Raw genomic sequence first — 18,480 nt, 5'->3', positions numbered from 1 at the left:
TTATGCAAGCAAAATCGGGCGACGGAACGGGCGGACTGGTGCGTGGGTATGCAGAGGGCGCAACAAGGAGACGTGGCATGACGAAGATGGCGATGATGACGGCAGCCAGCCTGATGACGGTTCTGGCCGCCTGCGGCCCGGCACCGGAGCGAGAAGCGGACACTGCGCCTGAGGCAAGCAGTGCGCCGGCCCCCGCGCCAACAGAACAGGCCGCCGACGAGGCCACGGCTCAGCCGACCGCTTCCGTTGCGCCGGCGTCGCCCAAGCCCGCCGAGCCTCCCCGACGCCGTCGCGGCCCGGAAGGGGGCGAGCAGACCTTGCGCGGTCTGGAACAGCGCATGCTGGCCGGCTTTGACCGGCTGGATATCGATGGCGACGGTCAGCTGACTCCCGACGAACTGGCGGCCGGGGACGGCCCGGGCGGGGCGCGCATGCTGCGTCGGGCCGATATCGACGGCAACGGCACCCTGACTCGCGACGAGGTCCGCCAGGCCGCCGGCACCCTGTTCGAGATGATGGACGTCGACGGCGATGGCGTCGTCACCGAGGACGAACGCCCGCAGCGGGGTCGCTAGTCCGGGACTGGGGTGACCAGCGGCTGGCCCGCGAACAGCGCCGCCAGATTCTGCATCAGTAGCGTCAGCATGCCCTGCACTGACTCGGTCGTGGCGCCGCCCGTGTGCGGGGTCAGTACTGTGTTCGGCACATCGGCCCAGCGCGACGGATCGGTCGGTTCGTCCTCATAGACATCCAGCGCGGCCGCCCCCAGCGTCCCGGCCTTCAGCGCCTGGATCAGGGCGTCTTCGTCGACCAGACTGCCGCGCGCCACATTGACCAGCAGGCCGGATGACCCCAGCGCCGCCATCACCTCGGCGTTGATCAGGCCGCGATTGTCCTCATCCGCCCTGCAGGCCACCACGAGGATGTCCGCCCCGCGCGCCAGCTCCAGCAGGGTCGCGGCCCTTGGCCATTGCACGTCCTTGGGTCGTGGGCCCCACCACTGGACGGACATCCGCAGCGCCTCGGCCCGCTCGGCCACCGCCTGACCGATCAGGCCCATGCCGACGATGCCGACCCGCGCCCCCTTCAGCGAGGGGGTGATCAGCCGCGCCTCGGGCGTCCAGCCGCCGCTGCGCAGGGTGCGATCCCCCTCGACCAGCCGCCGCCGAGAGGCAAGGATCAGGCCGATCGCATGGTCCGCCACATCCTCGTGATTGACCGCCGGCGCATGGGTGACCGGCAGGCCGCGCGCCCGACACCAGCCCACATCGATCCCGTCATAACCCGAGGTGAAACAGGCGATCAGCCGCAAGGACGGCAGCCGCTCGATCAGCGCCGTATCCAACGGAAACTCGCCCGCCACCACCAGCGCCTGGATATCCCGCTCGGCCTCGACCGGCGGATGCTCCCAGAACCGGTAGACGTCATAGGTCGACTCCAGAAAGCCGGTCAGCGGCGCCAGATGCCGCTGCATGATCAGGACTGCGGGGCGTTGGGTCATGGAGCGATCCTTTCCCGTTGGCAGCCCGCTGGCAAGAGCCGCCATCCTGTCGAGGGTTTCATGCGGGTGCCTCATTCCCGACCCAATTCGCTACAAGTGTAGCGTTACAAATGTAGCGAGCCTCCCATGCCCCCGACCTCCATCGACCTACTGCCCCGACGCGAGCGCGAAGTGTTCGAGACCTTGTACCGGCTGGAACAGGCCACCGCCGCCACCCTGCGCGGCGTGCTGGCCGATCCGCTCAGCGACTCGGCGGTGCGAACCCTGCTCAGCCGGCTGGAGGCCAAGGGGCTGGTCCGGCGCACAGCCGGGCCGGACGGCTTCGTCTATGCCCCTGTGCCGCGCACCGACGCCGTGGCCGAGGGCGCGCTGAAGCGGATGGTCGAGACCTTCTTTGCCGGATCGGCGGCCAGCGCGGCGACCGCGCTTCTGGGATTGGGCCAGACCCTGACCACTGACGAGGCCGAGGCGCTGCGCCGTACCATCGACCGGATGGGCGCGTCGGGGGAAGGGGAGGATCGCTCATGATCGCTGCCCTGATCCTGTCTCTGGCCCTCAAGTCCGCCCTGATCGCGGGCGCAGGCCTTCTCTGTGCCGGGGTTGTGGCGCGCAGGGCCTCCGACCGGGCCGACATCCTGCGGGCGACGGTCTGCCTGCTGCTGGCCCTGCCGGTGGTAGCGCTGGCTCTGCCGGTCTGGGAACTGGCCCTTCTGCCGGCCTCCGCTCCAGCCGCGCCTGCGGTCCCCGCCGGGCCGCTCTGGCAGGGCGAGATCGGACCGGTCGCCGGGGTGGCGGTCGAGGCCGCCATGCTCTGGCCCTCGCCCCTGGGTCTCGCCGTTCTCGTCTGGCTTGTCGGCGGCCTGTTCGTCTCCGGGCGTCTGGTGCTGGGCATCATGACGCTGGACCGATGGACGTCCGAGGGCCAGGCCGTGACCTGTCCGGCCTGGCGTGCGGCGCTGGACCGGCTCTGCACCGGGCGTCGGCCGCGGCTGGTGACCAGCGCTCGCCTGCCCGGACCGCTCAGCTGGGGGGTGCCGCCCGGCACCATCCTGCTCGACCCCGCCAGCCTGTCCGACTCGCGGACCGCAGATGCCGTGCTGGCCCATGAGCTGTCCCACCTGAAGCGCGGCGACTGGCTGTTCCTCGTCCTGTCGCGGCTGGCGCTGGCCCTGTTCTGGTTCAATCCGCTGGTCTGGATGCTGCACGCCGCGCTCGTCGCCCGCACGGAAGAGGCCGCCGATGCCGCCGCCGTCTCCCGCGTCGATCGCCAGACCTATGCCCATGCCCTCGTGCGACTGGCCAGCCAGCCGGCCGCCAACGCCGCTGTCACGTGGAGCTCGACCGCCATGGCGGGCGATGCCCGCTCTCTCAAGAAAAGGATCGATTGTCTGATGACCGACCACGCCCCCCATGCCCGCCCGTTGACCGTGGCCGCAACCGTTGCCGTCCTGTCGCTGTTGGCCACCCCGCTGGCAGCCCTGCAGGTGACGCAGGACCCGCCCCCGTCCCCGCCGCCTGCGCCCGCAGCGCCCCCTGCACCGCCTGCTGCGGTGCTGGCCCTCGCCCCCCTGCCGCCTCTGCCCGCGCCGCCCGCAGCTCCCGCTCCGCCCGCGCCCCCGTCGAGCAGGCTGCAGGACCCGCCCGCGCCTCCGGCCCCGCCGGCGCCGCCCGCACCCCGGGCCGGTACCCGGGTCATCTCTTACAGTCAGGCCACACCTCAGGAGCGCGCCGAGATCGACCGCGCCCGCGCCCAGGCCCGCGTCGCGCGTCAACAGGCCGACGCCGCCCGCGCCCAGGCGGAACAGGCCCGCGCCGAGGCCGTGGTCGCCCGCGAACAGGCCGCCGTCGCGCGTCAGGATGCCGGCCGCCAGATGGCCGAGGGGGCGGAACAGATGCTCGTCGGTGCTCGCAAGATGCGCGAGGAGGCGACACGGCTGGAAGACCCCGCTTATCGCGCTGAACAGATCGCCGAGAACCGCGCACGCGGCCAGGTCGTCACCGACGCCGAACTCCGGGCCCTCGCGCCGAGCCTGCGGCAACAGGCCGAAGAGATGGAACTCCAGGCCGTCGAGATGCGCGCCCGCGCCGGCCGTATGGGCTGAGGGGAGGGAGCGGGAGGGGGTGTAGTGCCCCCCGTAGCCCCTACCGCCCGAATTTCTGGAACTTGATGCGGTGGGGGATCAGGCTATCGACGCCCAGACGGCGTTTCTTGTCTTCCTCATAGGCCTCGAAGTTGCCCTCGAACCACTCGACGTGGCTGTCGCCCTCGAAGGCGAGGATGTGGGTCGCCAGACGGTCGAGGAACCAGCGGTCGTGGGAGATGACCACGGCGCAGCCGGCGAACTGTTCCAGCGCTTCCTCCAGGTTCTGCAGCGTCTCGATGTCGAGGTCGTTGGTCGGTTCGTCGAGCAGGATCAGATTGCCGCCGGTCGCCAGCGTCTTGGCCAGGTGCACGCGGTTGCGCTCGCCGCCCGACAGTTGGCCGACCTTCTTCTGCTGGTCGCCACCCTTGAAGTTGAAGCTGCCGACATAGGCGCGGGTGTTGATCTCGCGCTTGCCGACCATCATCACATCCGTGCCGCCCGAGATCGCCTGCCAGATGGTCTCGTCGGGTTTCAGGTCGTCGCGCGACTGGTCGACATAGGCCAGCTTGACCGTCTCGCCGACCTTGATGGTGCCGCCGTCGGGCTGCTCCTGGCCGGTGATCAGCTTGAACATGGTCGACTTGCCGGCGCCGTTCGGGCCGATCACGCCGACGATGCCGTTGGGCGGCAGGCGGAAGGTGAGATTGTCGAACAGCAGCTTGTCGCCATACGACTTCTTCAGGCCCTCGACCTCCAGCACCACATTGCCCAGACGCGGGCCGGGCGGGATCTGGATATGGGCGTGGGTCTGGGCGCCGCGCAGGCTTTCCTGCTCGTCGACCATCCGCTCATAGGCCGCCAGACGCGCCTTGGACTTGGCCTGACGGGCCTTGGCGCCGGACCGCACCCATTCCAGTTCGCGGGTCAGGGCGCGCTGGCGAGCTTCGGACTCGGACTGTTCCTGCACCACGCGCTTGGTCTTGGCTTCCAGCCAGCTGGAGTAGTTGCCCTCGTGCGGGTGACCCTTGCCGCGGTCCAGCTCCAGCGTCCACTTGGTCACCAGGTCGAGGAAGTAGCGGTCGTGGGTCACCAGGATGACGCAGCCCGGGAAGGCCTCCAGGTGATGCTGCAGCCAGGCCACCGACTCGGCGTCCAGGTGGTTGGTCGGTTCGTCCAGCAACAGCATGTCGGGCTTGGACAGCAGCAGCCGGGCCAGGGCCACGCGGCGCTTTTCACCGCCGGACAGATTGGTCACCGACCAGTCGTCGGGCGGGCAGCGCAGGGCGTCCATGGCCATCTCGATACGGCTGTCGATGTCCCACACGTCTCCGGCGTCGATCTTTTCCTGAAGGGCGGTCATCTCCTCCATCAGTTCGTCGGAGTAGTTCTCGGCCATTTCCATGGCGATGGCGTTGAAGCGGTTGACCCACTGCTTCTCCTCGCACCAGGCCTCGACGTTCTCGCGGACGGTCAGGCTGTCGTCGAGGTGGGGCTCCTGTTCCAGATAGCCGCGCTTGACGCCGTCGGCGGCCTTGGCCTCGCCCTGGAACTCCTTGTCCAGCCCGGCCATGATCTTCAGCAGGGTGGACTTGCCCGAGCCGTTGACCCCGACCACGCCGATCTTGGCGTCGTTGTAGAACGACAGCCAGATGTTCTCGAAGATCTTCTTGCCGCCGGGGAAGGTCTTGGTCAGACCCTGCATCTGAAAGATGTACTGCTGCGCCATGGAGTGCGGTGCGCCCTTGAATTCGTGTGGGGGGAGGTTGGGGCGGGATGTAGCGACTGCGGGGGCGAAGGGCAACGCCCGCCGGGTGCATCAGACGGTCTCGAGCAGCGCCTTCGCCGCCGTCAGGTCGTGGATGAAGCGGGCGCGCTCGGCGTCGCGGGTGGCCTCGTCCGGCAGGCGCAGCAGATAGGACGGGTGCACGGTGGGCAGCACCGGCGTGCCGTCCTCCAGCCGGATCGGGCGACCCCGGTCCCTCGTCACGGCGATCTTGCGGCCCAGCACGCCCAGCGCCGCCGTGGCGCCCAGCGTCACGATCAGCCGGGGCTTCACCAGCGCCCGCTCGGCGTCCAGCCACCAGCGACAGGCCTCGACCTCTCCGGCATCCGGGGTCCTGTGCAGGCGTCGCTTGCCGCGCGGCTCGTGCTTGAAATGCTTGACCGCATTGGTGACCCAGGCCCGGCCGCGGTCCAGCCCGGCCTCGGCCAGCGCGGCATCCAGCACCTGACCCGCCGGCCCGACAAAGGGCTCGCCCGCCAGATCCTCCTGGTCTCCCGGCTGCTCGCCCACGATCATCAGGTCGGCGCGCGCGGGGCCCTTGCCGCAAACCCCCTGGGTGGCATCGCGCCAAAGCGGGCAGCGGCGGCACCCCTGAATCGCGGCCGCGAGGTCGGGAAGGGACGTCGGCAGCGCCGCAGTCGTCACGCGCTCCACCACGGGGGCGATGGCGCGGGCGAGACGCGGATTGGCCGGGCTGGCGGGCGTGGCCACCATCGTGCCCAGCCGGGCCTCAGCCTCGCGGATCATGCCGGGGATCAGCGCCGCCTCGGGCAGATTGGCCCAGTAGCGACGCGGCATCTCGCTCTGCATCATCTTCGTCTTCAGCCGCGCCGGATTGAAAGTCGAGGCGTAATAGGTCTTCCAGAACTCCTCGACATCGTCGCCGTCCGGCGCCTGATCCTTCGTTGCAGGCGGGCCAAAGCTCAGGCGCTGCAGATCCCAGTGCGCCGTGCCGTCCGACGTCAGGATCGTCCAGCGCATGGTCGTGAAGCGCCGTTGGAAGAAGGGCGCGGTCCGCTCCAGCACCCGGTGCGCCGGCTCGAACCAGGCGATCCAGTGCTCGCCGCCCTCATCCTCGATCCGGCGAAAGCGCACGAAGGCCTTCATCTTGTGAGCCGCCCGACTGACGTTCTTGGCACGCTCCATGGCGTCGGCGACATCGCGGTCGGATGCGATGTGCAGCAAGGCCCGCTCGCGCTGCAGTCGCCACAGCAGCCGGTACAGCAGGTCAAACCGGTCCTCCGACCGGTGCAGGGCCACCTGTTCGACGAGGTCGAGGAAGGCACGCGGTACGCTCAGGACGGGGAGGGGGGTGTTGCGCGGCACAGGGGGCAGTCTATCGGGCTGATCGAACAGCGAGCCCTGCGCATCGCCCGCCCGAAAGCGCACGGCAGCCGGCTCTACCCCCTCGACCAGCAGGCCCCGCGCCGCCACGCGCCACCCCTCAAGGTCGGTTTCGGACTCCAGACGCACGCACCGCATCAGAACAGGCTCAGCTGCTCGGGGGCCTTCGGCTTCACCAGTCGCGCCTTCAGGTCGGCGGCATCGGTCAGGCCGCCGGGCGTCCAGTCCAGTGTGGTGATGAAGGGTCGAATCTTGTCCAGGCTGCGCGTCAGCCGCTGGATGTCTTCCAGCCTCAGGGTCCGGTAGCGCCGCACCTTCAGGATCCGGTCGACCGAGCGCACCCCCAGCCCCGGCACCCGCAACACGGTCTCGCGCTCGGCCAGATTCACATCGACCGGAAAATGGGCGCGGTTGGCCAGCGCCCAGCCCAGCTTGGGATCGACCGCCAGATCCAGCATGCCGTCGGGCGTGGCCGAGGCGATCTCGGGCGCGGAGAAGCCATAGAACCGCATCAGCCAGTCGGCCTGATACAGCCGATGCTCGCGGATCAGCGGGGGCTTTGACAGCGGCAGCTGCGCCGACGAGTCCGGAATGGGGCTGAAGGCGGAATAATAGACCCGGCGCAGGCCATAGCCGCCGTACAGCGAGGCCGACCGCTCCAGAATCTCGCCGTCCGGCGCGCCGTCGGCACCGATGATCAGCTGGGTCGACTGACCGCCGGGGGCAAAGCGGGGCGGGCGCTTGCGGTCCTTCTTTGCCGGTCGGGCGGCCTCGACCCGCTGGCGGACCTGACCCATGGTCCGTTTGATGACGCCGGCGTCCTTCTGCGGGGCCAGCCGGGCCAGCGCCTCATCGCGCGGCAGTTCGATATTGGCCGACAGCCGGTCGGCATACAGCCCCGCCTGCGCCACCAGCTCGGGATCGGCCTCCGGGATCAGCTTCAGGTGGATATAACCGCGAAAGTCATGCTCTTCGCGCAGCATCCGCGCGACCCGCACCAGTTCCTCCATCGTATAGTCGCCCGACTGGACAATGCCCGACGACAGGAACAGCCCCTCGATATAGTTCCGCCGATAGAAGTTCAGCGTCAGGTCCACGACCTCCTGCACCGAGAACCGCGCCCGCGGCACGTTCGACGACACCCGGTTGATGCAATAGGCGCAGTCATAGATGCAGAAGTTGGTCAGCAGGATCTTCAGCAGGCTGACGCACCGCCCGTCCGGCGTATAGGCATGGCAGATCCCCATCCCCTCGGTCGAGCCGATCCCCTTGCCCCCGACCGAGTTCCGCTTAGCCGCCCCCGATGACGCACACGACGCATCATACTTGGCCGCATCAGCCAGGATTTCCAGTTTTCGGCGAAGATCGAGACGGGCCATTGTTCATGCTATGTTTCATATCAAGGGTGAGGTCCAGCGTGGCCGTTGCGGGCGGAATGTCGCGGGCACGCCGGCTGCCGCCCTTGCCTGTTGCGGTGCAGCATGGCACAGGGCGGGCAACCTGGACCCGCGCCACGAGATGGCTTGCGGGTGGCTATTCCGGCCGCCGATCCGCCGGAGCAACGAAACTGGCCTGAGCGTTAACACCGCGTCGTCACGCGGCGGGCCCGTTCCTTGTGTGTGATCCCCATGTCTGTTTTCCAATCGGCCCGCGAGCAGTGGCTGGCGCAACCGCGCAAGGATCTGCTGGCCGGCACCGTCGTCGCCCTGGCCCTGATCCCGGAGGCCATTGCCTTTTCCATCATCGCCGGGGTCGATCCGGCGGTCGGCCTTTACGCCAGCTTCGTCATCGCCGTGACGATCGCCTTTGTCGGCGGGCGCCCGGCCATGATCAGCGCCGCGACCGGGGCCATGGCCCTACTGATGGTCACCCTGGTTCGCGACCACGGGCTTGAATATCTGTTCGCCGCCTCGATCCTGACGGGTGTCTTCCAGATCGGCGTCGGCATTCTCAAGCTGGGCCGCTACATCAAATTCGTGTCGAGCTCGGTGATGACGGGCTTCGTCAACTCGCTGGCCATCTTGATCTTCATGGCGCAGCTGCCCGAGCTGATCGGCATGGGTTGGCAGACCTATGGGCTGGTCGCGGCCGGGCTGGCGGTCATCTATGGCCTGCCGCGCCTGACGAAAGCCGTGCCCTCGGCGCTGGTGGCCATCGTCCTTCTGAGCGGCCTTGTCATCTGGAGCGGGATGGACGTCCGCACCGTCGGCGACATGGGCGAGATGCCGTCCACCTTCCCAATGTTCCACATCCCCATGGTGCCCCTGACGTGGGAAACCTTCGCCATCATCGCGCCGGTGGCCGCGACGCTGGCCTTCGTCGGCCTGCTGGAGAGCCTGCTGACCGCCAATCTGCTGGACGACATCACCGACACCCCGTCCGACAAGGACCGCGAGACGCGCGGTCAGGGTATCGCCAATATCGCGGCAGGCTTTTTCGGTGGCATGGCGGGCTGCGCCATGATCGGCCAGTCGATCATCAATGTGACCAGTGGCGCGCGCGGGCGGCTGTCGACCCTCTGGGCAGGGCTGTTCCTGCTGTTCCTGATCCTGGTGCTGCAGGACTGGGTGGCGCGCATTCCGATGGCGGCGCTGGTGGCCGTCATGATCATGGTCTCGATCGGCACCTTCAACTGGAATTCGGTGCTCAAGCTCCGCACCATGCCCTTCCAGTCCTCCGTGGTCATGCTGGCTACCACCATCACCGTCGTCCTGACCCATGACCTGTCCAAGGGGGTGGTGCTGGGCGTCATCCTCTCGGCCATCTTCTTCATGCGCAAGGTCGGCAAGACGGTGGTCGTGGAAGAGGTCGAGGCCCCCGAGGGCGAGCTGAAATACCGGGTCAGCGGCAATCTGTTCTTCGCCTCGGCCGACGTCTTTGCCGCCAGTTTCGAGCACCACGGCCATCCCACGGTGGTCGAGATCGACATGTCGAACGCCCACCTGTGGGACGTGACCGGCGTGGTCGCGGTCGACAAGGTGGTGTTCCGCTACCGCCGTCAGGGCGCGCGGGTCGTGGTGTCCGGCATGAACCTCGCGGCCCAGACCCTGGTCACCAAACTGGGCCGCCATGAGAAGGAACACCTGCCCACCGGGGCCGGCGCGCACTGATCCGTCAGGCGTAGTTGAAGCTGATCGAGATCCGTTCGGCCTTGGCGGCATTGGGCGGCACCTCGTGGCGCAGCCAGCTTTCCCACATCAGCACGGTGCCGGGCCGGGGCGCCAGATAGACGAACGGCCGCTCGGCCTCGGGCGCATCGGCATGCACGCCCGGCCGCGCCATCATCATCGGCAGGCGCGGGTCTTCCAGCTTCAGCGACGAGGCCCCGTCGGGTATCTCGATATAGACCGTGCCCGACAGGAAGGCGTGCGGGTGGATGTGGCCTGAATGCCCGCCGCCGGGCTTCAGCACATTGACCCACAGATTTTCCAGCTTGGGCTTTCTCGCCAGATCGAAGTTCAGCGCCCTGGCATAGGCCAGCGCATGACGGTCCAGATGTCGTTTCAGCGCCTCGAACTCGGGCATGCGCTTCGGCAGATCGTTGAGTGATCCATACGACGTATAGCCGCGATAACCATGGTCCCGGCACCAGGCGCGACCGGCCCCGTCCTCGACCGCCAGCACACGGCAAGCCTCGGCCAGCTCAGCGACAAGCTGCGGATCGTCCAACTCGGACTCATAGACCTGGGTCACAAACAGGGGGCGCAATGTCATGGCGACGGGATAGCCTGTCCTTGGCGGTGCGAGAAGCGGCTCAGAAGGGAAGGGCCGCCTCGCCCCTCAGAATGGCCTCGGCCCCGGCCGTATGCGGCGCCCCCTCGCGGTCATGCAGGATCAGCGGCGGCAACAGGCGCAGGGGCGCCTTGCCGGTCTTGATCGCCTTCACCAGCACCCGCTTGGCTGGCTGGTCGGCAAAGGGATGGATGGGGCGGATGGCGAACGACCCGGTCTTGGGCGCCAGCAACGCGAGGATGTCGGCCAGGCGCTCGGCCCGGTGGATCATGACGATCCGTCCGCCCTCGCGCACGGCCTTCAACAGGAAACCGGTCCAGGCCTCAAGCCCGTCATCGGCCATCCAGGCCGCGCGCCGCTCGGGGGCCGGGGGCCGCAGGCTGCCGGGATCGTCAAAGAAGGGCGGATTGCTGACCGCCCAGTCAAAGGGCGGCAGGTTCAGTGCGCGGAAGCCCTCGGCCACATCGCCGGTGCGGATCTCCGCCCGGTCGCCCAGGCCGTTCGTCTCGATATTCCGCTGCGCCAGTTCGGCGATCTCAGCCTCACGTTCCAGCCCGACCAGCTGCACGCCCGGGCACCGCACCGCGATCTGGGTCAGCACCGCCCCGGGGCCACAGCCGGCCTCAATCACCCGCTCGCCCGGCCGGGCCGCGACCGAAGCTGCCAGCAGGGCCGCATCCATGCCCGCGCGATAGCCCCGCACGGGCTGGGCCAGCCGCACCCGCCCGCCCAGCAGGGCGTCTTCCCGCACCTCGGGGATACTGCCTGCGACCGTCACACGTCTTGACCCTTCATGGTCCGATCACCATTGTGCGCGCCAACCCGCCCCGGCAAGACGGGCGCCGGTTTTTTATCTCCCCGCCCTATCGCATGAGTTCCCCTTGGACGCCGTTTCCAATTCCGTCAGCCGACCCGCCGGAGATGTCGCCCCCATCGTGCGGCTCAGCCAGCCGGACATGGATCGCGTCAACCAGCTGATCCGCGAGCGGATGGCCTCCGACGTCCCGCTGATCCCGGCGCTGGCCGATCACCTGATCGCGGCGGGCGGCAAACGCCTGCGTCCCATGCTGACCATCGCCGCCGCGCGCGCCTCGGGCGGGGCGAAGGGTATCGACGCCCCCCTGCATCTGGCCGCGGCGGTCGAGTTCATTCACACCGCCACCCTGCTGCACGACGATGTGGTCGACACCTCGGACCTGCGCCGGGGCAAGGTCGCCGCCCATCTGATCTGGGGCGCACCCTCCAGCGTGCTGGTCGGTGACTTCCTGTTCGCTCGCGCCTTCGAACTGATGGTCGAGACGGATTCCATGCGCGCGCTCGGCATTCTGGCCCGCGCCTCCAGCGTCATTTCCGAGGGCGAGGTGCTGCAACTGACCCGCGCCCACGACCTCAACCTCGATACCGCCGTCTATCTCGAGATCATCACCGCCAAGACCGCCGAACTGTTCGCAGCGGCCGCCGAGGCCGGCGCGGTCGGGGCAGGCGCCGACGACGCCGTGGTCAAGGGCTTGCGCGACTATGGCATGAACCTCGGCATTGCCTTCCAGCTGGCCGACGATGCGCTGGACTATGGCGGCACCGCCTCGGCCCTGGGCAAGAATGCCGGCGACGACTTCCGCGAAGGCAAGGTCACCCTGCCGCTCATCCTGGCGATCGAGCGCGGCGGCGGGCTGAAAGACGGCTTCTGGGATCAGGCCTTTGCCAAATCCGTGCGCGACGATGACGACTTTGCTCGCGCCCGCGAGCGGGTGATCGGCACCGGATCCGTCAACGCCACTCTCGACGTCGCCGGCGACTATGCCGACGCTGCCAAGGCTGCACTCCAGGTCCTGCCCGACAGCGAATGGCGCCACGCGCTGGACCTGCTGGCCGACTACGCCGTCAGCCGGGCTGTGTGATCTAGCAGGCGATGGCCGACAGGTGGCCGCGCCGCGCAAAGGTCAAAAGCGGCCCGTCGCGTGTCATCAAACGACAGTTCAAAGCCCGGGCAGTCGCGGCAATGATACGGTCTGCGGGATCCTTCAGGATCGGATCCGGCAGGCTGGACGACGCGACGAGTATATCGGGCGATAGCGGAGCCATATCGACACCGAGGGCGATGATCGACTGGAACCATTGCAATGGTGGGACAGTCAAAACGAGGCGCTGCTTTGACACCAGCATGCCGACCTCCCAGGCGGTGATCGGGGATATGAAGACCTGTGTCCCGATTGTCTGGGCTCGCTGCAGTTCCTGCTCTGCTGTCTCGGAAAGAGCGGACGCATTGTCCAGCCATAAAGCCGCGCAGGTATCCAGAAGGATCGGACGATCCGTCAACGCTCGGCATCCCAGACTTCGCCGGTGGGGGCGGTAATGTCCACGCCCTCAGGTATGGTGACAGTCCCGGCCAATCGGGACCGGATACGATCCAGAAAGCCGACGCTACGGCCGGCTTCGCCAGCCCTTGTTGAGCGATCTGCGACCGCCGGCGTCCCCTCGCTGCGCCGAAACACCAGACGACGCGAGCCCATGTCCACCCGCTCGGTCACATAGCCCGCAGCCAACCAGGCCTTGGTCATCACATTGTTGGAGGGGTTGTTGCTCCACCAGGCGCGTATGCCGCTGGCCTTTTCCGGCAAGGAAAATCCCAGGACACGCTCGATCTCGGCAAACGTCATCGGGACTTCCTGATCGCGCCTGCCTGACAGAAACTGCGTCAGAGGTTCATATTTCGACATCCGTGCCTCCCTTTTCCTGACGAATAGAAGCACAGTGTGTGTGTTTTAGCAATTGTGTGTGTTTATTTCAAGCTGCCGCAGAACCGCTGGATGCGCTCGCACGCCGCTTCCAGCACGCTTTCGCTGGTTGCATAGCTGATGCGGAAATAGGGGCTGAGGCCAAAGGCCGAGCCCTGCACCACGGCCACGCCCTCGGCCTCCAGCAGGGCGCTGGCAAAGGTGTCGTCGCTGTCGATCACCGTCCCGTCCGGCGTCGCCCTGCCGATCAGGCCTTCGATCGACGGATAGACGTAGAAAGCCCCCTCGGGCGTCGCACAGCGGATGCCCTGGGCCTGGTTCAGCATCGCCACCACCAGATCGCGGCGCGCCTCGAACGCCTCGCCGCGCTCGGCGATGAAGTCCTGCGGGCCATTCAGCGCCTCGACCGCCGCCCACTGGCTGATCGATGACGGGTTCGAGGTCGTCTGCCCCGCCACCTTGCGCATCAGGTCGATCAGCGCCTTTGGCCCGCCCGCATAGCCGATCCGCCAGCCGGTCATGGCATAGGCCTTGGACACGCCATTGACCGTCAGCGTCCGGTCATAAAGGTCCGGCGCCACCTGGGCGATCGTCACATAGTCCATGCCGCCATAGATCAGGTGCTCATACATGTCGTCGGTCATCACCCAGACCTGCGGATGGCGACGCAGCACCCCGGCCAAGGCCTCCAGCTCAGCGGCGGTATAGGCGGCACCGGTCGGGTTCGACGGACTGTTCAGGATCAGCCATTTGGTGCGTGGCGTGATCGCCGCCTCCAGCACCTCGGGCCGCAGCTTGAAGCCGTCGGCCTCTTCGCCGACCACCCGCACCGGCTCGCCACCCGCCAGCAGGACCATGTCGGGATAGGATACCCAATAGGGCGCCGGCACGATCACCTCATCCCCCGGCGACAGGGTGGCGACCAGGGCGTTGTAGATCACCGTCTTGCCGCCCGGCGCCACATGGATCTGGTTGACCGCATAGGTCAGGCCATTCTCGCGCGCGAACTTGGCGACGATGGCAGCCTTCAACTCCGGCAGGCCGTCGACGTCCGTATATTTGGTCTCGCCCCGGCGGATGGCCGCGATGGCGGCCTCCTTGATGTTGTCCGGCGTATCGAAATCCGGCTCGCCCGCGCCCAGCCCGATCACATCGCGCCCCGCCGCCTTCAGCGCGCGCGCCTGTGCCGTCACCGCCAGCGTCGCCGACGGCTTGACGCGGGCAAGGGCCTTGGACTGCAGCTCGGACATGGACAGCGACTCACAGACGGGGAGGGGAGAGGCCGTTATTCACGGCACAGGCTGTTTACGGGGCGTCGCCCGCCGGTGCAAATGGGGGAGGCTTGCAGGAGGGCGCCATGAGGAATGCAGCACGAACCCTGATCGGCATGGCAGCGGCAATTTTCTTGTTGGCGGGCGCCACTCCGAGTTTGGCGCAGGAGCCGGAGGAGGAAGACGAAGTCCTCGAAGCCCCACTGGACCGCGACTGCATTGACGACCACGGGTGGGATTGGTGTCTCGGGAATGAATGGGGCGCGACTGTTGCGGCTTTCCAGTTGGAGCCGGCCGAAGTTGTGCAAGCCCAAGGCTGGCGTGGGGTGCGCGTTTTCACCGTTGATGGCTATTCGAACGACATGCCGATGGTGTCAGTGCTGAGAAAGGGAAGCGACCGGCATACGGCGACGCTGGAAGTGAGAAGCCGGACGTATCCTGAATACGGCTTGGCCGATAGCACTATCCTGACTCGAACGGCTTGGATGGAGCTCTACCGAGATGCCACCAAACTTCAGGAGTTATTGGCCAAATCTCCCCAATCCTTCCACGACAGTGCTGAAGCCACAGAAGTTTCGGGGGAGCAGGAAGTCATTATTTGCTTCCACGCGTGGGTGATCGTGACGGAGAGCTTGACCGGTCAGGGCGTCGAGCGCCGAATCCGTAATGCCTGTGGCAGGGACCCGCTCTATGAGCATAGCATGGCGCTCTCGGCTAAGGCCCTGCGGGGGTTCCCGCATTGCAACCATCTGGAGCCCGGCGACTACCGGAATGAGTCCAGTCAGCTCGCCGGATGCCTCCTCCTGCGTGGCGACGATCTGGTAGCTGCCGCCAGTCTGAAGAACGAAAAGGGCGGTGCGCCCGGCCTTTACCCCGGGGATGAGGTCACGCGCGACGAGTGGGCGCAGTGGCTGAGGACGGACGGGACGGGTCGATTGGACTGGGCCGGCGAGGTCTATCAAGAAGGTGCTGATCCGAACCTTGGGCAGACAGCGCGCCCGTCGCTCGCTGATGTCATGATCCAGATCGGCGCGACCCTGCCGGCGCTGATAGTCTATCAGGATGAGTATGGCGCCCGAACCCGGAGTGAGGGCTGGATCAAGGGTACGATTGCCTATGAACTCGGGGAGTACGGTGACGGCGACTACAGGTACATGATGGCCGACTATCATCAGGAATGGTCACGTCTGGTTGACGGACATTGGCAGATGACGAACTGGACCGTCGGCCCCTTCCGCGAAGTGCAGACTGACGACGAATGATCCGCCGCATCCTCGACTTCGTTTTGAACATGGAGGCGGCCCGGTGGCGGGCTGCGCTGGCGACGGTTGTCCTGCTGGGCGCGGTGGTGGCCCTGCTGCTGGTCGGCAAGGCGGCGCTGGGGCTGGAGGCCGAGCATCGGCTTGAGGCCTGGCTGCAGGGCTACGCCGGCGGGCCGTGGGCGTTCGTCGCGACCGTCATCCTGTTCGTGGGGGCGGCCTTCATCGGCGCGCCGCAGTTCCTGCTGATCGCGGCCTGTGTCGTGGCCTTCGGGCCGTCGCTGGGCTTTGCCTACAGCTGGGCGGCGACGGTCATCTCGGCCGGGGTGACCTACTGGCTGGGGCGCGGGCCGACCGCACGGCTGCTGGATCGCTGGGGTGGCAAGACCGCTGCGCGGCTGAAGGGCTTCGTCGGGCGCAACGCCTTCTACGCCAGCTTCATGATCCGCAATGTGCCCTCGGCGCCCTTCATCGTCGTCAATATGGCCTTCGGGGCAGCGCGGGCCGGGTTCGTACCCTTCCTCGCCGGCTGTGCCCTGGGCGTGCTGCCCAAGACGGCGCTGGTCGCCTTCTTCGGCGGGGCGGTGGCGGTGGCGGTCAGCGGCGACGGCACCTGGACCAGCCTGATCCTTGCGGGCGTGGCCGTCGTCTGGCTGGGCCTGATGCTGGGCGTGCGCGAATGGGTCAAGCGGCGAGAGGCAAAACGCAACTGATCTGGTTGCAATATGGAGCCCCAACCCCATCTGCCCGTTCAGGTCGCACCGACCCGAACCTTGAAGGAGATCTCCCTTGTCCCTGACCGTCTATATCTCGCCCGGCGCCTGCGCCATGGCCTCGCATTCCGCCCTCGAGGAGGCCGGTCTCGACTATCAGGCCACGGTCATCGACCTGAAGAAGGGCGAACAGCGCACGCCCGAATATCTGGCCATCAATCCGGCCGGCGTGACCCCGGCGCTGAAGACCGATCAGGGCGTGATCACCCAGAACGCCGCCATCCTCGCCTGGGTGGCCGAGACCAATCCCGACAAGAAACTGGCCCCGCTGGGCGATGCCTTCGCCATGGCCCGATTCCACGCCTTCAACGGCTGGCTGGCCTCCAGCCTGCACCCGGCCATCGGCAAGGTGCTGTTCAGCCGTCCGCCGCTGGAAGGTGAGGCGAAGGACCAGGCCGTCGAGCAGGCGCTGGCCAAATACGACCTGGCTGAGCAGCAGATCGAGGGTGACTGGGTGTTCGGCGACGGCTGGACCCTGGCCGACAACTATCTGGCCGTGTTCACCCGCTGGGCGCGTCAGGCCCGGCTGCTCGACGCCGGCCGCTATCCGAAGCTGAACGCCCATCTGGATCGCGTCCAGGCGCGTCCCGCCATCCAGCGCATGCTCAAGGCCGAAGGTCTGGAACCGGTCGCCGCCTGACCACACCCTCATGATACGCCGGGCTGATTCAGGGCTTGTAATCCCTGTCCCATAAGGGCAAACGGGCCACGGTCGGCTCGGCGATATCGATCAGGACGGCCCGTGCGTGGGGATGCGCAGCGGGGCGGGGCTTCGTCGCAGCGGACAAAAACGCTGACCGCCCCAAAAAGGCCCGAACCGGAACGGTATCCCACCCCTATGCATCTCTTCGGCATGATCTCGAACGACATCGCCATCGACCTCGGCACGGCCAACACCCTGATCTATATGAAGGGCAAGGGCATCGTTCTGAACGAGCCTTCGGTCGTCGCGCTCCGGAACGTCGGTGGACGGAAGATCGTCCACGCCGTCGGCATCGAGGCCAAGCAGATGCTGGGCCGCACGCCCGGTCACATGGAAGCCATCCGTCCCATGCGCGACGGGGTCATCGCCGACTTTGAAGTCGCCGAAGAGATGATCAAGCACTTCATCCGCAAGGTGCATAACCGCAAGGGCTTCGTGAACCCCAAGGTCATCGTCTGCGTGCCGTCGGGTGCCACGGCGGTCGAGCGCCGCGCCATCAATGATTCCTGTCTCAACGCCTCGGCCCGCCGCGTCGGCCTGATCGACGAGCCCATGGCCGCCGCGATCGGCGCAGGCCTGCCCATCCACGAGCCGACCGGCTCCATGGTCGTCGATATCGGCGGCGGCACCACCGAGGTGGCCGTCCTGTCCCTGTCGGGCATCGTCTATTCGCGCTCGGTCCGCGTCGGCGGCGACAAGATGGACGAGGCGATCATCAGCTATATGCGCCGCAACCATAACCTTCTGATCGGCGAGACCACCGCCGAGCGGATCAAGAAGGACATCGGCACCGCCCGCATCCCGGCCGACGGCGAAGGCCTGTCGATCGAGGTCAAGGGTCGTGACCTGATGCAGGGCGTGCCCCGCGAAGTGAAGATGAGCGAGCGCCAGGCCGCCGAGGCCCTGACCGAGCCGGTCAGCCAGATCATCGACGCCGTCAAGGTCGCGCTCGAGGCGACCCCGCCCGAGCTGGCCGCCGACATCGCCGACAAGGGCATTATGCTGACCGGCGGAGGCGCCCTGCTGCGCGGTCTGGACGCCGAGATCCGCGATCACACGGGCCTTCCGGTCTCGGTTGCCGATGATCCGCTGTCCTGCGTCGCCATCGGCTGCGGCCGGGTGCTGGAGCATCCGCGCTGGATGAAGGGCGTGCTGGAAAGCTCGCTCTAGAGCCTGTCTCGCGCCTCGCAGACATCAGTGGTTTTCAAGCCCCGGTGATTCTGCGATAGCCTGACTCCGTGGGCAGATTCGCCCGCCGGTCCTTGCCTGGGCCGGTTGACACCAACCCTCTGATG

18 protein-coding genes and 1 other annotated feature are annotated in these 18,480 nt (G+C 67.3%); of the genes, 9 read left to right on the top strand and 9 right to left on the bottom strand.

Features of this window, described 5'->3' with window-relative positions; translation table 11 throughout:
• The first annotated feature begins 77 nt into the window (after positions 1-77).
• Complete coding sequence (locus B4K74_RS08895; protein WP_286692647.1) at positions 78-575, top strand: EF-hand domain-containing protein; 498 nt, start codon at positions 78-80, stop codon at positions 573-575.
• Here the strand turns inward: B4K74_RS08895 and B4K74_RS08890 are convergent.
• A complete protein-coding gene (locus B4K74_RS08890) occupies positions 572-1,501 on the bottom strand; it encodes a 2-hydroxyacid dehydrogenase (RefSeq protein ID WP_286692646.1) in 930 nt (309 codons plus the stop codon). The genes B4K74_RS08895 and B4K74_RS08890 overlap by 4 nt on opposite strands.
• A 126-nt stretch (positions 1,502-1,627) precedes the next feature.
• Between B4K74_RS08890 and B4K74_RS08885 the strand changes: the two genes are divergently transcribed.
• On the top strand, positions 1,628-2,029 hold the full coding sequence (locus B4K74_RS08885; protein WP_286692645.1) for a BlaI/MecI/CopY family transcriptional regulator: 402 nt from the start codon (positions 1,628-1,630) through the stop codon (positions 2,027-2,029).
• Positions 2,026-3,603: a M56 family metallopeptidase gene (locus tag B4K74_RS08880; protein WP_286692644.1), complete on the top strand. Its 1,578-nt coding sequence runs from the start codon at positions 2,026-2,028 to the stop codon at positions 3,601-3,603. Before B4K74_RS08885 ends, B4K74_RS08880 begins: the two co-directional genes overlap by 4 nt.
• Positions 3,604-3,643: 40 nt before the next feature.
• On the opposite strand, the gene ettA is transcribed toward B4K74_RS08880, so the two are convergent.
• From ettA to B4K74_RS08865, 3 genes are all read right to left on the bottom strand, one after another.
• The gene (ettA, locus tag B4K74_RS08875) at positions 3,644-5,311 is read right to left on the bottom strand and encodes an energy-dependent translational throttle protein EttA (RefSeq protein ID WP_286692643.1); all 1,668 of its coding nucleotides are present in this window, start codon (positions 5,309-5,311) and stop codon (positions 3,644-3,646) included.
• 90 nt (positions 5,312-5,401) lie between these two features.
• On the bottom strand, positions 5,402-6,850 hold the full coding sequence (locus B4K74_RS08870; protein ID WP_414630927.1) for a UdgX family uracil-DNA binding protein: 1,449 nt from the start codon (positions 6,848-6,850) through the stop codon (positions 5,402-5,404).
• Positions 6,850-8,091 (bottom strand): putative DNA modification/repair radical SAM protein, encoded by a 1,242-nt coding sequence (locus tag B4K74_RS08865; protein WP_286692641.1) that lies wholly within the window; start codon positions 8,089-8,091, stop codon positions 6,850-6,852. Before B4K74_RS08865 ends, B4K74_RS08870 begins: the two co-directional genes overlap by 1 nt.
• Positions 8,092-8,211: 120 nt before the next feature.
• Positions 8,212-8,275, top strand: a sequence feature (sul1 is cis-regulatory element that is thought to sense ions involved in sulfur or methionine metabolism; They are found in Alphaproteobacteria).
• A 65-nt stretch (positions 8,276-8,340) separates the two neighbouring features.
• On the opposite strand from B4K74_RS08865, the gene B4K74_RS08860 reads away from it, so the two are divergent.
• Complete coding sequence (locus B4K74_RS08860) at positions 8,341-9,822, top strand: SulP family inorganic anion transporter (protein WP_286692640.1); 1,482 nt, start codon at positions 8,341-8,343, stop codon at positions 9,820-9,822.
• Between the two features lie 4 nt (positions 9,823-9,826).
• Here the strand turns inward: B4K74_RS08860 and B4K74_RS08855 are convergent, their stop codons facing one another.
• Together B4K74_RS08855 and B4K74_RS08850 are read right to left on the bottom strand one after the other, a co-directional pair.
• Positions 9,827-10,426, bottom strand: coding sequence for a TIGR02466 family protein (locus B4K74_RS08855; protein ID WP_286692639.1), 600 nt, complete (start codon positions 10,424-10,426; stop codon positions 9,827-9,829).
• A 40-nt stretch (positions 10,427-10,466) separates the two neighbouring features.
• On the bottom strand, positions 10,467-11,222 hold the full coding sequence (locus B4K74_RS08850; protein ID WP_286692638.1) for a tRNA1(Val) (adenine(37)-N6)-methyltransferase: 756 nt from the start codon (positions 11,220-11,222) through the stop codon (positions 10,467-10,469).
• Positions 11,223-11,325: 103 nt separating this feature from the next.
• Between B4K74_RS08850 and B4K74_RS08845 the strand changes: the two genes are divergently transcribed.
• Positions 11,326-12,342 (top strand): polyprenyl synthetase family protein, encoded by a 1,017-nt coding sequence (locus B4K74_RS08845; protein ID WP_286692637.1) that lies wholly within the window; start codon positions 11,326-11,328, stop codon positions 12,340-12,342.
• A 1-nt stretch (position 12,343) separates the two neighbouring features.
• Here B4K74_RS08845 and B4K74_RS08840 read toward each other — a convergent pair whose 3' ends face one another.
• From B4K74_RS08840 to B4K74_RS08830, 3 genes are all read right to left on the bottom strand, one after another.
• Positions 12,344-12,760 (bottom strand): type II toxin-antitoxin system VapC family toxin, encoded by a 417-nt coding sequence (locus B4K74_RS08840; RefSeq protein WP_286692636.1) that lies wholly within the window; start codon positions 12,758-12,760, stop codon positions 12,344-12,346.
• Entirely contained in the window at positions 12,757-13,161 is a 405-nt protein-coding gene (locus tag B4K74_RS08835) for a DUF7662 domain-containing protein (protein WP_422652292.1), read from the bottom strand. The genes B4K74_RS08840 and B4K74_RS08835 overlap by 4 nt, the downstream gene beginning before the upstream one ends.
• 62 nt (positions 13,162-13,223) lie before the next feature.
• The gene (locus tag B4K74_RS08830; protein ID WP_286692634.1) at positions 13,224-14,429 is read right to left on the bottom strand and encodes a pyridoxal phosphate-dependent aminotransferase; all 1,206 of its coding nucleotides are present in this window, start codon (positions 14,427-14,429) and stop codon (positions 13,224-13,226) included.
• A gap of 107 nt (positions 14,430-14,536) precedes the next feature.
• Between B4K74_RS08830 and B4K74_RS08825 the strand changes: the two genes are divergently transcribed.
• The 4 genes from B4K74_RS08825 to B4K74_RS08810 all read left to right on the top strand — a co-directional run bounded on the left by B4K74_RS08825 (position 14,537) and on the right by B4K74_RS08810 (position 18,355).
• The gene (locus B4K74_RS08825) at positions 14,537-15,712 is read left to right on the top strand and encodes a hypothetical protein (RefSeq protein ID WP_286692633.1); all 1,176 of its coding nucleotides are present in this window, start codon (positions 14,537-14,539) and stop codon (positions 15,710-15,712) included.
• Positions 15,709-16,422 carry a TVP38/TMEM64 family protein gene (locus tag B4K74_RS08820; protein ID WP_286692632.1) on the top strand — a complete coding sequence of 238 codons (714 nt, stop codon included), beginning with the start codon at positions 15,709-15,711 and terminating at the stop codon, positions 16,420-16,422. The genes B4K74_RS08825 and B4K74_RS08820 overlap by 4 nt, the downstream gene beginning before the upstream one ends.
• Before the next feature lie 76 nt (positions 16,423-16,498).
• Positions 16,499-17,122 (top strand): glutathione S-transferase family protein, encoded by a 624-nt coding sequence (locus B4K74_RS08815; RefSeq protein ID WP_286692631.1) that lies wholly within the window; start codon positions 16,499-16,501, stop codon positions 17,120-17,122.
• Between the two features lie 198 nt (positions 17,123-17,320).
• Entirely contained in the window at positions 17,321-18,355 is a 1,035-nt protein-coding gene (locus B4K74_RS08810; RefSeq protein ID WP_123285774.1) for a rod shape-determining protein, read from the top strand.
• Positions 18,356-18,480 lie beyond the last annotated feature (125 nt).

Source organism: Brevundimonas sp. UBA2503 (assembly GCF_002341485.1).
GTDB classification, from domain to species: Bacteria; Pseudomonadota; Alphaproteobacteria; order Caulobacterales; family Caulobacteraceae; genus Brevundimonas; species Brevundimonas halotolerans.
This window is presented reverse-complemented; position numbering and strand designations above follow the sequence as displayed.